This is a genomic window from Chitinophaga sp. YR627, from assembly GCF_900114995.1.
In the GTDB taxonomy this organism is placed as follows: Bacteria; Bacteroidota; Bacteroidia; order Chitinophagales; family Chitinophagaceae; genus Chitinophaga.
This window is the reverse complement of the sequence record NZ_FOUX01000002.1, coordinates 791043-807155: the sequence shown is the minus strand read 5'-3', so window position 1 is coordinate 807155 and position 16113 is coordinate 791043. Positions and strand designations below refer to the sequence as shown.

The window sequence follows — 16113 nt, the reverse complement described above, 5'->3', positions numbered from 1 at the left end:
AAGATCATCATGAAAATACAGTATGTCTTATTGGCGGCTGCATTATGCAGTGCCGCAGGCGGAGCTTTTGCGCAGAAAAAAACTAAACAGTTTGTATTGGAAGGGACATTGACTGCCGGTAATCCCGACAGTGTGAGATGGGCATATACTGATGCGGCACACAAACAGGTAGTAGTTGTAAAGGCCGTTAAAGACCATCGGTTTACGATCAGGGGGAATATCAACAGACCGGGTACTGCGTCTGTCTCGTTTGTCTTTAAGGGGCAGCAGACAACAGATAAACATGTACAGTCAGGTAAAGACTACAGGGTGTTTTTCATAGAACCGGCTGCCATGAAAATCACAGGTGATGCTACAGCGCTGCAAACGCTTGTATTAAGCGGTTCTAAAACCCAGCAGGAATCTGAAACACTGGAGGGTATGCTGAAGCCTATAGATGATCAGAGTACAGCTTTACGGACTGCACTTAAGCAAACAACAGATACGGCGGCTAAAAGAGTACAACGTGCTGAAATAGACAAGTTGCAGGAGCAGCGTAATAAAACGTATTACGCGTTTATGTTGGAACATCCGCATTCGTATGTGACGCAGTACTATCTGAATTTTTATATGCCTTTTTACAGTACGGCAGAGATCAGGAAAGTGTATGACCTATTTACTCCTGCCGAGCAGCATGGTCTGTTAGGAAAGGCGATCGGAGAAACACTCCGGGGAATGGAAGCAGGGGCTCCCGGACAACAGGCGATTGATTTCAGCGTGCGTGATATTGATGGTAAACAACTGTCATTATCAGATTTCAAAGGCAGATATGTGATACTGGATTTCTGGGCTTCCTGGTGTGTGCCTTGTCGTCATAGTCATCCGCACCTGATAGAATGGTATAACAAGTATAAAGGAAAGGGACTGGAGATCATTGGTATTGCTTCTGATGATGGACGGGAAGCTGCCTGGAAAAAAGCAATAGAACAGGATGGTATCGGTATCTGGCGGCATGTACTGGCGGGTGTAGATCAACAGAAGGTGATGCAGCGCCAACCTAATCCCCGCGATATCACTATCAAATATGGCGTTACTGCTTTGCCGACAAAACTGATCATTGGTCCAGACGGAAAGATTCTTGCACGAGATATGGGAGATGGTGACCAGATCGGAAAAGAGTTAGAAAAGATATTTAATAACTGATCAAAATTTCAGGATGAAAAGAATATTCACAACAGCACTCCTTTGTGTGCCTGGTATGCTGCTTGCACAGGAGAAGCCCTTCAAACTGTCAGGGAAAGTAGGCGCATTGGAAAAACCGGCAAGAGCTTACCTCCTGTACAGTTACAATAGCAAAACTACCCTGGATTCTACGGATATTACCGCTGGTAACTTCGTGTTCAGCGGTAAACTGGAATACCCTGTTACGGCTACTGTTATTATCAGTCATGATGGTAAAACAATGCGTGAAATGAAAGGCCAGGATAAACTGAATATCTATCTTGAACCGGGTGAGCGTACAATGCTACCGGCCGATTCCATTGCCAGATCGGGTGTTAAGGGTTCTGCCATCAACGATGCCTATGTTGAGTTGCGTAAGGCACTGGATCCTGTGGAAAAGGAGCGTATGACGCTCTATACAAGATATAGTAGCGCTACAGCAGAGGAGCGTCAATCAGATACCTTCAGGAAAGAAATGGATGCAGCAGATGAAGCCAACGATAAAGCTAAAAAGGCGATACAGCTGGATTTCATTCAGCGTCATCCGAATTCAATTGTAAGTCTGCATACCATACAGGATTATGGTGGCGCCGTACCGCAATATGAAATGGTGCAGCCACTGTTTGAAGGACTGTCAAAAGCGATTAAAACGTCCGTGCCGGGGAAGAAATACAGTCAGTATCTTGTAAAGATCTCCCGTACTGCTATTGGTAAAATGGCTCCGGAAATAGCTTTGCCGGATACAGCGGGGAATGTGATCAAACTTTCTTCTCTGAAAGGTAAATATGTACTGATCGATTTCTGGGCTTCCTGGTGTGGACCATGCAGGGCAGAAAACCCGGCAGTTGTGGAAGCGTATAACAAGTACAAGTCTCATGGATTTGAAGTACTGGGTGTTTCGCTGGACAAAGGACCATCAAAGAGTGCCTGGATAAAAGCGATCAAAGACGATGGACTCACCTGGTTACAGGTATCCGATCTGCAATACTGGAAGAGTCCGACAGCTGAAGAGTATGGTATACGTGCGATTCCGCAGAATTTCCTGCTGGATCCCGAAGGGAAGATCATTGCAAAGAATCTGAGGGGAGAGGAGCTGGATAAGAAATTAAAAGAGACTTTCGCTATGTAAATGACAGATAACCGGATATGATCCGCGATATCAGCAAGCTGGCCTGGCAGAGATGTCAGGCCAGCTTTATTTTATAGGTAGAGGACTGTGAACCCTTTGTTAATATTATGGCTTGTATTGTTAAAATCATGACCCTCAAAAGTTTCCTCAAAATCTATTCAGAATTCCCGTCTAGCTTCGTGTTCAATAGATTATTAAACAGTGGACATGATGGATATTTTAAACAGCAGATTGCTTTTGCTTACAGCTTTTATCTTCCTCGCCGCATGTAAAGGAAAGAATACAACTACAGAAAAATCAGTGGTACAAGGTTATCCTGTCATCTCACTGGAGCCGGCAAATGCAACGGTTTACACCGATTATCCTGCAACGATTCAGGGTATACAAAACGTTGAAATAAGACCTAAGATCGACGGATATGTAGATGGTATTTATGTGGATGAGGGCGCTACGGTGCACAAAGGGCAATTGCTGTTTCGCATCAGTGCGCCTCAATATGAGGAGAACGTGCGTACAGCAGAGGCGAATATCAAGATCGCTGTGGCAGATGTAAACGCCGCACAGATGCAGGTGAATAAAGTTGAGCCGCTGGTGAAGCAGGATATAATCAGTCACTTCGAACTGGAATCTGCCCAATATACACTGGAAGCAAAAAGAGCTGCATTGGCACAGGCAAAGGCTGCTCTGAACAATGCGCGGATCAATCTGAGTTATACGACTATTTCCAGCCCTGTAGATGGTGTGATCGGCATCCTGCCTTATAAAATAGGAAGCCTGATCTCCGGAACGACTACAGATCCGTTGACAACCGTATCCAATATCACCAGTATTTATGCCTACTTCTCCATTAATGAGAAACAGGGACTTGACTTCTTTCTTGCATCAAAAGGAGAGACGATGCAACAGAAGCTGGCGGCTTTGCCGCCTGTGAAACTTGTATTGGCCAATGGGACGGTATTCCCGCTGGATGGGAAAGTGGAAACCGCAAGTGGATTGATCAACGCAGAGACAGGCGCAGTGAATATGCGGGCTACCTTTTCCAATCCTGATGGATTGGTCCGAAGTGGCAGCAGCGCAGTCGTACGCATGTCGCAGCAGATAGATACCGCATTGCTGATACCCCAAAAAGCGACTTACCAGATACAGGGTAAGTTATTCGCTTATGTGGTAGATAAAGACAACAAGGTGAATTCTGTCGAGGTCAATACCGGTAATATCTACCGGAATTATTACGTGGTGACCGGCGGTGTGAAACGCGGTGACAGGGTAGTCGCAGATGGTATCAGTAATCTGCGCGAGGGACTGACGATAAAGCCGCAGGTATATGTGGATTCAACGCTGAACAAAGGAAACTAAAGGGATATGTTGGGGAAATTCATAGAACGGCCGGTATTATCAACAGTGGTGTCAATTATTATTGTGACGCTGGGGATACTTGGGATGGTGTCATTGCCAGTATCACAGTATCCGGACATAGCACCGCCTACCATTCAGGTACAGGCCTCTTATAGTGGGGCGAATGCGGACGTCGTACTGAAAAGTGTGATTGTGCCGCTTGAACAGCAGATCAACGGGGTAGAGAATATGGATTATATCACCTCTACTGCCGGGAATGATGGATCCGCGAATATTACCGTCAGTTTTAAGATCGGTAGCGATCCTAATATGGCGGCGGTGAATGTGCAGAATGCGGTGTCAAGAGCAACGCCATTGTTACCACAGGAAGTAACCAGGGCGGGTGTAACGGTGCAGAAAAAGCAGACCAGCACTGTACTGATATTTTCTTTGTATACTGACAATCCTGCCTATGATCAGAGTTTTCTGCAAAGTTATTCTGAGATCAATATTTTACCTGTTATAAAACGTATTCAGGGTGTAGGAGATGCTTCTTCTCCCGGACAGATGACCTATGCCATGCGCATATGGTTGAATTCTCAGGTAATGGCTTCTTATGGTCTGGTACCGGCAGATGTGACAGCGGCACTGGCAGAACAGAATATACAGGCAGCTCCCGGACAGTTTGGAGAGCGTTCCGGTCAGGCATTTCAATATGTGATACGGTATCCGGGAACGCTGGTGTCGCCGCAGCAGTTTGGCGATATTATCATCAGGTCTAATTCGCGTAGCCGCCTGTTACGGCTGAAGGATATTGCACGGGTGGAACTGGGTGCGCTCAGTTATTTCAATAATACCCGGACGAATGGATTAAACTCTGTTTCTATCGACGTGGCCCAGGTAGCAGGATCGAATGCCCGGGCCGTGATCAATGAGACTTTGCAGGCGATGGAAACAGCTTCCAGATCCTTTCCGAATGGTATCCACTATGTGGTGATGCAGAATGTGGATGACTTTCTGACGGCGTCTATTGATAAGGTGTTGCATACCTTATTTGAAGCGTTTATACTGGTATTCCTGGTGGTATTTGTATTCCTGCAGGACTTCCGTTCTACGCTTATTCCGGCCATATCTGTGCCGGTAGCGATCATTGGTACTTTTTTCTTTCTGAATATACTGGGGTTCACCATCAACCTGCTGACCTTATTTGCGCTGATCCTGGCCATCGGTATTGTAGTGGATGATGCCATTGTGGTGGTAGAGGCGGTACATGCAAAGCTGGATAGTAATTATCATTCTGCTAAGCAGGCGAGTGTGGATGCATTGGGTGAAATATCAGGTGCGATCATTTCCATTACGCTGGTGATGTCGGCCGTATTTATACCGGTGAGTTTTATCGGTGGTTCTTCCGGCGTGTTTTATAAACAATTCGGGTTGACACTGGCGATCGCTATTGTTTTATCTGCGATCAATGCGCTGACTTTAAGTCCGGCGTTGTGTGCCATCTTCCTGCGACCACACCAGGAGGGGACTGTTAAACGCAGTCTGTTATCCGGGTTCTATATCGCGTTTAATACTTCTTTTGAGAAGATGAGTGAAAAGTATGGTCGTGCGATCGGCTTCTTTAGCAGGAGGAAATGGATACCGATCACCTTACTATTATCCTTTGTTGCCTTGCTGGCGGTACTGGCATACAGTACGCCGAAAGGGTTTGTGCCTAATGAGGACCTGGGTTCTATCAGTTGTAATATCAGTCTGCCGCCAGATGCTTCGCTGGAAAGAACGGATGCAGTTACCCGGAAAGTAGAAGCCATTGTGCGTACGATACCAGAGGTGAATAATATCCTGGCTGTAACGGGACGCGGACCTTTATCAGGTAATGGTAATAACTATGCAACGGTGGTGGCGCGTCTGAAGCCATGGGCCAAACGGAAAAGAGACGCGCAGGCTATTACGAAGGAGTTATTTGCCAGAACCGCGAATATTACGGAAGCAGAGATCAAGTTCTTTGCGCCTCCTACGATACAGGGCTTTGGTACTTCCAATGGATTCTCTTTTCAGTTGCAGGATAAGACGGGTGGGGATATCGCTAAGTTTTATAAGATCAGCAAGGACTTTCTGAGTGCCTTAAACCAACGTCCGGAGATCCAGTTTGCCACGACTGCTTTCAATCCGAACTTTCCGCAATACCTGATGAATGTGAATGTTGCTAAGGTAAAAGAGGCCGGATTGGATGTAACAGACATTACCGGTGTCATGCAGGGGTATTTCGGAGGGATCTATGCGTCTAACTTCAATGAGTTCGGGCAACAATACCGGGTGATGGTACAGGCGGACCCGCAATTCAGGATGACGCCGGAGAGTCTGAATGCGGTCTTTGTCCGTACACCCAACGGTCAAATGGTGCCTGTCACAGAGTTTGTGACGTTGACACAGGATTATGGTCCGCAGACGATCACCCGTTTCAATTTATTCACCTCTATCAGTGTTAACGGGGCGCCGAACAATGGTTATAGTTCCGGACAGGCTATTCAGGCGATTAAAGAAGTAGCCGCACAGGCTTTGCCTGCCGGTTATGGATATGAATATTCCGGTATCATCAGAGAGGAATTGTCGGGTCAGTCGCAATCTGTTTTCATCTTCCTGCTTTGTCTTGTTTTTGTATATCTCCTGCTGAGTGCGCAGTATGAAAGTTATATACTGCCACTGGCTATTTTATTCACAGTGCCTGTGGGTATTGCGGGCGCATTCCTGTTTGCATGGATGTTCAACATCAGCAATAACATTTATTTACAGATCACACTGATCATGCTGATTGGCCTGTTAGCGAAGAACGCGATCTTGATCGTGGAGTATGCGCTGGAAAGAAGAAAGCAGGGTATGGAGATTCCAGAGGCAGCGATAGCAGGTGCGAAGGCGCGTCTGAGACCCATACTGATGACCTCTTTTGCCTTTATACTTGGATTGATCCCGCTGATGCTGGCGACAGGCGCCGGTGCACATGGTAATAACTCGATTGGTACAGGCGCTGTGGGAGGAATGCTGGTTGGTACATTGTTCGGATTGTTTATCACGCCGACACTGTTTATCATCTTCCAGACCATCCAGGAAAAGATCAAAAAGCCGGTGATACAGCAGCCGGCGATGCATTAACGTATTTATGTCGTGGAATTATGAGACGAAGGTTTAGCATCTATAGCGTAGCTACGATCATACTGCTTACAGGGTTGTTTTCCTGTAAGGTGAGGCCGCCTTATGCTGGCCCTGCGGGACCAGCTACTGATCTGTACAGGGATAGACCTGCGGATACTGCCAATATCGCCGACCTGCACTGGAAGGAAGTATTTACAGATACGCTATTGCAACAACTGATTACGACGGGTATTTCGAATAACCTTGATTTACAGACGGCCTATTCCAGGGTAAGACAGGCACAGGCTTATCTGGCGCAAAGCAATATGGCATTTCTGCCATCTGTAAATGTAGGGGCAACTGCGACCATTAATGGCGCTTCAGATGCGGCCATTGCTGGTAATAATGCGTCTGTGAACCGCTTTGAAGTACTGGCAGGCGCCAGCTGGGAGGCGGATATATGGGGTAAACTGCGGAGTAGTAAGCAAGCCAGTCTGGCGGCTTTATTACAGGCAGATGCGAATGCAAGAGCCGTGCAGACTGGTTTGGTAGCGGATATTGCCACTTACTATTATCAGTTGCTGGCGCTGGACAGACAGCTGTATTATACACAGGAGAGTGTCCGCAACTGGCAGACGACAGTGAATGTGATGAAGGAGCTGAAGCAATCGGATATTGTGACGGGAGCTGCTATTGTACAGAGTGAAGCGAGTAAGTATGCGGTGGCTGCGACGATACCTGATCTGGAAAGATCTGTCAGGGAAACGGAGAATGCGCTGAATCAGTTGCTGGGAAGAGTGCCTGCTCCGGTGCAAAGAGCGGTATTATCTGCAGAACAGCCCTTGTCTATGTTATCTACAGGAGTGCCCGCACAGTTGTTGTCCAATAGACCAGATGTACAGGCAGCAGAATTGAATTTCAGGTATTATTTCGAACAGGTAAATGTAGCGCGCGCTTATTTCTATCCTTCACTGACATTGTCAGCTTCCGGAGGTTATCTGACGGTGGATAAACTATGGAGTCCTGGTTCATGGATCAGTAGTCTTGTTGCCGGATTGACTCAGCCTGTTTTCAGTCAGGGTGCTAACAAGACAAGATTGAAAGCGGCACGGGAACAACAGCAACAGGCATTGCTGAATTTTCAGAATGTATTATTAAGTTCCGGGAGAGAGGTATCTAATGCCTTGTATGCTTATCAGGCCTCTATGCAGAAGACGAATGTGAGAGATAGTCAGCTGGTGAACCTGGATAAGTCCGTATCCTATACCCAGCAATTGGTGCGTTATGGTTTTGCCAATTATACAGAAGTGCTGACAGCGCAGCAAAGTCTGCTGAGTGCGCAGTTGAATCAGGTAAATGACAAACTACAGCAACTGGAAGCGGTTGTTGCCCTGTATAAATCCCTGGGTGGTGGATGGAAATAAAATGCCCCGCTATAATTATATGTCAGATATACAGTTAATTTATTTTCGTATTTTACAGTTCCACGGTATGGAGATAGTGCATTGTCTGGCGATAAAATAAATCCGTCTGGTCTCCCGAATCTGTAAATAACGACACGATATGAAATCGCTGGTTTTACTGACAGCTTTTACACTGGCATGTCTGTCAGGATATGCGCAAGCAAAAACACCCGATAAGGCTGTAAATCCCATTATTTATGCGGATGTACCTGACCTGGCTATGATCAGGGTCGGAGATACCTATTACATGAGTAGTACGACGACGCACATGGCACCTGGTGTTCCCATTATGAAATCCACTGATCTTGTCAACTGGCAGATGCTGGGTTATGCGTATGATGTACTGGATGAGGTGGATGCGCTTAACCTGGATAATGGAAAGAGTGCTTATGGGAGTGGGTCCTGGGCGAGCAGTCTTCGCTATCATAATGGTGTTTTTTATCTGACCACCTTCTGCGGCACTACTCATAAGACGTATGTATATACTACGAAGGATATAGAGAAAGGACCGTGGAAGAAGGCCTCCTTTACACCGATGCTGCATGATCATTCCCTGTTCTTTGATGATGACGGAAAGGTCTATATGGTATATGGTAGTGGAAAGATCATGCTGACTGAGTTAAATGGTGATGCTGCGGGTATTAAGCCGGGTACAGAAAGTCAGGTGATCATTGAAAACGCGAGTGCGCCTGCCGGACCGAATATAGGTCTGCCGGCAGAAGGGTCTCAGTTATTTAAGATCGATGGCTGGTATTATCTGTTTAATATCTGCTGGCCTAAGGGTGGTATGCGTACGGTGACTGTTCACCGGGCGGATAAGATCACAGGTCCCTATGAAGGACGTGTGGCATTGCAGGACAGAGGTATTGCACAGGGAGGATTGATCAGTACACCGGATGGGAAATGGTATACCTATCTTTTCCGGGATTTTGGAGCTGTTGGAAGGATCCCTTACTGGGCGCCTGTGCATTGGGCGGATGGCTGGCCGGTACTGGGAGTAAATGGCGTAGTGCCGGATTCCCTGGACTTACCTGCATCAAAAGGCATCATGGGAGAGATAGTGGTATCAGATGAATTCAACAGGAAAAAAGGTGACCGTGTATTGCCATATGCATGGCAATGGAATCATCAGCCTGCAAATAGTCTGTGGTCATTGCAGCAACGTCCCGGTTATCTGCGATTGACTACAGGCCGTGTGGATACTTCTTTGTTCCTTGCCAGGAATATGCTCACGCAAAGGACATATGGTCCTCAATGCTCAGGTATGACTGCGCTTGACGCGACAAATATGAAAGACGGTGATTGTGCCGGGTTGACCTTATTTCAGAAAGAATATGCCTGGATAGGGGTGAAGGTGGAGAAGAATATCCCTTACCTGGTGATGGTCAGTAATGCAAATGGTCAGTCTGTTGAGCAGGAGCGTATACCTTTACAACAAAAGACTGTTTATCTGAAAGCAGATTGTGATTTCCGCGAACTGACTGATAAGGGGTATTTTTATTATAGCCTGGATGGCCGATCCTGGGTTAAATTCGGAACGGTGCTGCAAATGAAATACACGCTGCCTCATTTTATCGGCTACAGATATGGGCTGTTTAATTACGCGACTAAAACGGCCGGGGGATATGCAGATTTTGATTACTTCCGCTGGAATTAATAAGAAGAGGTTGTCTCAAAAGTAGAAAAGTGTCAGATTTCTGTATTTGAATAAATTAAAAATTTATAGATATTTAGATCCGATTTTTAATTTAGAACAATCCCAATTTCCCGACAGAATTAAAAGAAACACAAAAATGATACTGCAGGATTTAATAAGTCTGATAGGAGTAAAAAGTATGGACCCCAGGATTGCACAGCTATTTGAACAGAATAGTCTGGGTAAACCGCCTAAGACAATCACATCTAATCAGGGGCAAAAAGCATTCAAGGACAAACAGCAGCTGATAGACTATACTTTCAAATTTGATATCACCAATGACAGGTACTACCCACCGGTAAGTGTCAAGAATGATGATTACACATTTGACAACTACCTGAGTAATATGGTAGTATTTTCCAAACCAGAACGTGGGAAAAAAGAATTCGTTGATCCTAAACCAATAAGCTTTTGGGATGGTTTCATAAATCCCGGGAGTTCTTTAGAGGAATGTCTTGCATATTTTGACAATCAATCAAGAAGTACACGCAACAGTACAATTTTTGAAAAGTCATTGAATGATATAGCGGAAATAAAAGTGTGGTTTGCAAACGATAAAAAACAGGTGACGACTATTGAAATAAGAATTATCGAAGATACTGAGATCTTTGCTCATAGCGATTTCAATCCCGCAAACAAGTTTAACACTGTCCCGCAAAGTTATTCCTTATTGGTAAAATGGTTATTTGACAATAAGTACCTGAATCTTTCAGCAGAAACATATAGCCAGGAATTAAGTCTTGATCACACAGATATTCTGGCCTTTGCAAAGACTCACCTGAAAAGTCATATATGGGATACACAGATCAGAGACATCCCTTACCTGCGATCGTTTTTATTTGAAATTGCTTCGAATTCTTCTATTAAAAATAAGGATGGAGAGGAAATAAACTTTTATATAAAAAATCTATACGTCAAAACAGCTGGTAAATGGGAAGAACATCAGGAAATTTATGACGCAGACATCTCAGGTTTAAAGGATTTTGAAAGTACTATCTTTTTAGATGCTACACAATCCAGTCAGTTTTTAGATACTTTGACTGAGCACTTTACTTTGTTTGCTCAGCTGACTGAAATAAATGAATAGTTTTTCTGCAACAGGATATAACAAAAAAGGGGCGTCTCAAAACTTTTGAGACGCCCCTTTTGCTATGTCTTATTTGAATTGTTCTTCTAAGCGGGAGAGGGCATTATTGATATTACTCAGCTGCTCTTTTACCAGTTTTGTATGACTGTAATGTGCGAGGAGGTCTTTCAATACCTGATACCCTTTTTCCATTTCTCCTGACTGTAAAGCTTTGGCTGCCTGCTGGTACAACTGCTGTGCTGCATCCTGATCCGGATCTGCTTTAGGGAAATGTCGGTATTCGAAGGTCTCCCACAGTTCGTTGTTCCAGGGCCATTGCTGCTGAACGATATCTTTGTTCATTCCTTTCAGCAGATCCGGGAATTTCTTACCGGAGAAGTCTGGTTCCAGTCTTTGCTGCACTTTACAGATCGCTATATATACTTCGGCTGCTGCATTCGCTAATTCAGGCGGTATTGAGTTGCCATTCATCAGTCTTGTGTAATCATTCCACTTTTTCCAGAACAGATATACCATTCTGTCCCGCAGGCCATTTGTTTCCGGCAGGATGTGGATATTATCGGCTAACTGGCGCAGGAAGGTCTGTAATGTCTCTGCGTTACTATAGACTGTTTTAGCCCAGGTATTACTGGATTTTCTGAAAAGATGTTCCAGCACGAGGTACTGGAGCGTTGCTTCAGGCGCATCGTTTGCAGCGGGAGGAGCTGAGAACAATTGTGTGATCAGTTGTCCGGGTTCCATTGCAAATACCAGTTCTGCTATTGGCCAGTCGTTATATGCGCTGTACCAGCCACTGTATTCCCAGTCGTTGATCGTGCTGTAACGCTTTTTGGAATGAAGGGTAGACAGGTTGTGTTGCATGTAACGGCGGAAGTTATCCTGCGTGAACAATGCAATGACCCTGTCACGGTATTCCAGGTCCATAAAGCCGGTGCTTTCCAGGTATTTTCTTACCATGTAAGTGCCGTCTTTGTCGATGGAGGTCAGCAGGTAGTCAAGACTGATCTGTACCAGTTCCGGCGTAACGAGTTTACCCGTTTGCATAATATTCAGCAGGCGCTGAAGAATGCCGTCCGTCTTCGGCAGACTTAACAACATCTTATACAAAGCGATCACCTCTGTCTTTTTGATGGTCCTGTTCTGCCAGGCTTCATTCAGCATTCTTTCTGCTTCCATGAAGGTCTGCATCCCATTCTTTTTTAACAGTGTCTCTTTGAATGCTGGCAGGAAAGCGCCTGTCTGATCTGCTTTTTCTGTTTCCGACAAGAGCCAGTTGGCTTTGGTCAGCGAAACGATGTAAGGCAGTTCGGATCTTATTGTTGCGTCCTGTGCTGACAGTTTACCCAGTGTTTGTACCCATTCGTCCAGTGGCGCCTGTGGATAAAATGCAATGTGTCTGTAAAGTACATTGATCATAGCGGGCGCCAGCTGGTGGAGATCTGTTTCCAGTGTCTTCAGTAAACCGTAGATACCGGCGACTTCGGAAATGCTTTTTGCCTGTTCGAGCATCAGTCCCAGACTGCGTTTCAGATCGGGAGAATCACTGTAGGAGAAAGTGCGCAGGCGTTCTGTTACAGCGTGTTTGATAGTGGCAGGGAAGTAAACACCTTCCATGATCTCACGGAAGAGTTGCAATAAAAGAGCTTTATTCTCTGCTGTAACAGGGATCTGTGTGGCGACTTCCGCCAGTTGTATTTTCAGGTGATGTTCGGTTTCTGCTAATGCCAGAGATATGATCGCTGTTTCTGTGGCAGACGATTTACGACCGGTATGCAGCAGTACGGAAATCAGTGCGCTACGTAATACGGTGAGTGGTTCTTTATTGATCGCCGTTATCAGTGCAGGTTCGATCGTATCCTGGTAACGAACAAAGTGTTGTTGCAGATAAGGAATAGCGGCTTCTCTGACGTAGGGGTTAGTATCTTCTAGGCCTTTGATCAGCAGCACAGGTATTTCACTATGTCTGAGTAAAGAAAGCAGGCTGATTTTTAGTCCGGCGGAGAGACTCTCAGCAAACAATTGTGACAGCTGTTCTGCCAGTTCCGGATGTGCCGTCAGTCTGTCTTTCAGTATAGCCAGGAGTTCAGGCTGATCGGGCATACGCTGCAATGCTGCAAGAATGCCCGGGAATAATGCCTGGTCCGCAGTTTTCAATCCGGCAAGCAATTGAATGATCGCCGTACGCACGTTTAAATCATTCTCCTCCAGGAACTGTGTTGACAAGGTGCTGATCACTATCGGAGAAGGGGCAGGCAGTGATGCAAGGAAACTGACGGCATCCAGTCTGGTACTGCTGCTTTCCAGTGGGGACAGGAATTGTAATGCCAGTTCAGCGGCTGATTCCAGCGGGAACTGTTTTACCAGCTGCAATAAACCGTATTTGGTTTTTGCTGGTGCCATTGGAATGAATTCGCTGATCTTTTGGATGGTGGCAGGCGATTTTTGTACGCTGTTACCCAGACCAAGGATACATTCCAGTTGTATGGCGATATCAAGGTCGTTGACCAGTGTTTCTGCCAGGATCTCCTGTACGAGGTCTACATGTGCTGCCAGTGCTGCCAGTTTATGCACCGCCTGAAGGCGTAGCGCTCTTTCTGTTTCCAGACAGGCAAACCAGCAAAAGGTATCAATATAGGCACTCCGTTGTGTAAGACGGGTGATGGTTATGTCTGACAGGAGCTCCAGCATCCGCGCACGTATGGTGGTGGAGGTTTCGTTTCTCGCTGCGAGGGACAGTTTTTCTGCAGCTTCGTCAGTGGCGAGGAAGGGTTGCAGACTGTTCAGGGCATCCAGCCGTTCTGTTTCTGAGCGTTCTGGTGCCAGTAGTATGTCGAATAAAGCTAATTCTTCAGGCATCGTTTAAAGTTATCGGGTCAGCAAATAGAGATCCGGTATTGCTGTGTAATCAATCAGCGAAACCAGGTCCTTCTTCGTCAGCAAATCCAGGTTTCTCAGGTGTGGCAGTACGTAGCATCTTTTCCAGGTCCATACCCGCATTGCGGGTGGCTTCCTTCAATGCGCGCATGGCGTCGGCATCCTGTTGTACAAAAGGCTGCTGTACGATCCAATGCAGCAATTCCGGAACGGGCGCCCAGGAACTGTTGGCCGTGAGATAACTGATATACGGTTGGATACCGGCGGCAGATAGCTGTTTTTGCAGATGCTGACGAAACACGGTTTCCAGTTCGTCGCCCCAGATGAGCTGATTCAGTTCATCGAGTTGTAGCAGATTGATATAACGGCCTCTTTTTTCCAGTAAAGACCACAATCCTTCTTTTAATTCGGCAAACTGTGGATTGCTTTTCAGTACCAACAGGTATTGCTTGAATTTAGACTCATTACCGAGGTCTGTGGTCAGTAGCTGGTTCAGTGTATATCTGCTGAGATTATCGTCTATACCGGCCTTAATAGCCAGAAAACGGAGTATGTCCACATCGGAGACACGCTCCTGGTAGAGGGAAGAACTACCACCCGGTGTAAGGGCTGCCCAGAGGATGCTGCGGGCCATGGCCGGGTTATCGTCATAGTACATCCAGAGATGCGGGAAGATACCGGAGAAATCATGTTCAACGTCTGCTTTATGCAGCCATTGTTCCCAGTTGATATGTTCACCACCTGCCTGAGAAATTGCGCTTTCCTGCACTTTCGTACAGATATCACGGATGGTGGCGTCGGTTTCGTGGTCGGCCAGTTTGCTGAACACCTGTATAGTAGCGGAAGATAACTCCGGAATGGTGCTGATCTTTCTGGCCAGTGTGCGGCGCAGGTCAGCCTGTAAATCCGGATACAGCAATACAGGCGCTGCTGCTGCTACAGTTGTGATATTTGCCCTGGTCAGCGGTATCAACAGGATACCTCTGATACCAGCCTCTTTGATGGCAGGAGAGGGGGCGTCAAGTGCTTTCAGGTAGAAGCTATTCAGTTCATCGCCTGTTGTCACAGCGGCAGCGATAGCATTCAGGATAGCGGTACGGCATGCTGTATGTTGCTCCTGTTCGAATAACTGTACGAATTTTTCAAACAATGCAGGCCGCTGCGGGATCAGTTTACCAAGGATCTCATAAATACGTACTGCCAGTGTCGTCTGGATATTTTGTTCAATCAGTTGTAACAGCGCATTGGATAATGTTTCATGTTGCGCGGTATACGGCGCCAGCATGTTGATCAGTCCCAATGCGATACCAGTTTCTTTTTCTGTGGCCAGGTTGGCACAGAGGTGCGCAATGATCGCCGGTGTCAGTTTAATACTATAGGAGAATGCATGCAGGGCAGCATTTCTTACGCCGGCATCCGGATCATTCCTGCCGGATGCGAGCAGTACGTCGATCAGTTCAGGACTGTCTATGCCATGTACGGCCAGCAATTGTATGCAGCGGATACAGATCAATGGAGATCTGTCTGATCTTATCAGTTGCGCGAGTGCCTCTGCAGGTACATAAGATCTATCAAAGCAGAAACGAAGGACCATTTCTTTAATCAGGAATGGTTCTTCCGGTGTCAGCAACTGACTGATCAACGGAAGGTCTGCTTCATTTTGCAGCAGTAATCTGTTTACCAGTACCAGTTTGTCGGCTTCGTCTACCTTGTTCAGGATCTCTTTGTAGAAGCTGAGGTCTTCCGGTGTTGCATCCAGCGGTATCAGTAACCAGGATAGGATCATGCGGCTAACGTCCCTGTTGTCCTGCTGACGATAGAAGGAGATCAGGTGTTGTCTGGCCTGTTGATCCGTTATGGAGAATCTGCCCAGCAGGGGTAGGATAATATCCCTGCTTTCATCCTGCTGGAGGGAGGCGATCAGCACACTGATAAAGCGCTCTTTGATTGCTATCTGGTGCATGCCCGTGGCGGCTAGTTGTAACAACATATCCGCTTTGAGTTGTGTATCTTTTTCTGCTTCGATCAGGTCTATCCATTTGGCAGCGATAGCTGGATCCTGCAGGTATGGACCTGCTGCTGACAGCAGGGAGTATTTGGTATCTGTGTCAGAGAGCGGCACCATATCCAGCATCATCAGGGACTGTTCGGTATTGGCCTTTCTTCTTTCTTTGATCTGTTCAATAATGTTACTCAT

The 16113-nt window shown here is 46.3% G+C and carries 9 protein-coding genes; 7 read left to right on the top strand and 2 right to left on the bottom strand.

Going from position 1 to position 16113, the window contains the following annotated elements; genetic code table 11:
• Positions 1 to 9: 9 nt before the first annotated feature.
• From BMZ72_RS11915 to BMZ72_RS11885, 7 genes are all read left to right on the top strand, one after another.
• Entirely contained in the window at positions 10 to 1182 is a 1173-nt protein-coding gene (locus BMZ72_RS11915; protein ID WP_089808517.1) for a TlpA family protein disulfide reductase, read from the top strand.
• 13 nt (positions 1183 to 1195) lie between these two features.
• Entirely contained in the window at positions 1196 to 2329 is a 1134-nt protein-coding gene (locus BMZ72_RS11910) for a redoxin domain-containing protein (RefSeq protein ID WP_089808515.1), read from the top strand.
• A gap of 207 nt (positions 2330 to 2536) precedes the next feature.
• Complete coding sequence (locus BMZ72_RS11905) at positions 2537 to 3685, top strand: efflux RND transporter periplasmic adaptor subunit (protein WP_218155232.1); 1149 nt, start codon at positions 2537 to 2539, stop codon at positions 3683 to 3685.
• Positions 3686 to 3691: 6 nt separating this feature from the next.
• Positions 3692 to 6817 carry an efflux RND transporter permease subunit gene (locus BMZ72_RS11900; protein WP_089808513.1) on the top strand — a complete coding sequence of 1042 codons (3126 nt, stop codon included), beginning with the start codon at positions 3692 to 3694 and terminating at the stop codon, positions 6815 to 6817.
• 20 nt (positions 6818 to 6837) lie between these two features.
• The gene (locus BMZ72_RS11895; RefSeq protein WP_089808511.1) at positions 6838 to 8220 is read left to right on the top strand and encodes a TolC family protein; all 1383 of its coding nucleotides are present in this window, start codon (positions 6838 to 6840) and stop codon (positions 8218 to 8220) included.
• A gap of 139 nt (positions 8221 to 8359) precedes the next feature.
• Positions 8360 to 9916, top strand: coding sequence for a glycoside hydrolase family 43 protein (locus BMZ72_RS11890; protein WP_089808509.1), 1557 nt, complete (start codon positions 8360 to 8362; stop codon positions 9914 to 9916).
• 136 nt (positions 9917 to 10052) lie between these two features.
• On the top strand, positions 10053 to 11042 hold the full coding sequence (locus BMZ72_RS11885; protein WP_089808507.1) for a hypothetical protein: 990 nt from the start codon (positions 10053 to 10055) through the stop codon (positions 11040 to 11042).
• Between the two features lie 69 nt (positions 11043 to 11111).
• On the opposite strand, the gene BMZ72_RS11880 is transcribed toward BMZ72_RS11885, so the two are convergent.
• Both BMZ72_RS11880 and BMZ72_RS11875 read right to left on the bottom strand, forming a co-directional pair.
• A complete protein-coding gene (locus tag BMZ72_RS11880; RefSeq protein WP_089808504.1) occupies positions 11112 to 13898 on the bottom strand; it encodes a hypothetical protein in 2787 nt (928 codons plus the stop codon).
• Positions 13899 to 13947: 49 nt separating this feature from the next.
• Positions 13948 to 16113, bottom strand: coding sequence for a hypothetical protein (locus tag BMZ72_RS11875; RefSeq protein ID WP_089808501.1), 2166 nt, complete (start codon positions 16111 to 16113; stop codon positions 13948 to 13950).

What these genes read in the sequence shown, in the direction of transcription:
- BMZ72_RS11915 (WP_089808517.1), top strand. Translation starts at nt 10, where the DNA reads ATGAAAATACAGTATGTCTTATTGGCGGCTGCATTATGCAGTGCCGCA.
- BMZ72_RS11910 (WP_089808515.1), top strand. Translation starts at nt 1,196, where the DNA reads ATGAAAAGAATATTCACAACAGCACTCCTTTGTGTGCCTGGTATGCTG.
- BMZ72_RS11905 (WP_218155232.1), top strand. Translation starts at nt 2,537, where the DNA reads ATGATGGATATTTTAAACAGCAGATTGCTTTTGCTTACAGCTTTTATC.
- BMZ72_RS11900 (WP_089808513.1), top strand. Translation starts at nt 3,692, where the DNA reads ATGTTGGGGAAATTCATAGAACGGCCGGTATTATCAACAGTGGTGTCA.
- BMZ72_RS11895 (WP_089808511.1), top strand. Translation starts at nt 6,838, where the DNA reads ATGAGACGAAGGTTTAGCATCTATAGCGTAGCTACGATCATACTGCTT.
- BMZ72_RS11890 (WP_089808509.1), top strand. Translation starts at nt 8,360, where the DNA reads ATGAAATCGCTGGTTTTACTGACAGCTTTTACACTGGCATGTCTGTCA.
- BMZ72_RS11885 (WP_089808507.1), top strand. Translation starts at nt 10,053, where the DNA reads ATGATACTGCAGGATTTAATAAGTCTGATAGGAGTAAAAAGTATGGAC.
- BMZ72_RS11880 (WP_089808504.1), bottom strand. Translation starts at nt 13,898, where the DNA reads ATGCCTGAAGAATTAGCTTTATTCGACATACTACTGGCACCAGAACGC.
- BMZ72_RS11875 (WP_089808501.1), bottom strand. Translation starts at nt 16,113, where the DNA reads ATGAGTAACATTATTGAACAGATCAAAGAAAGAAGAAAGGCCAATACC.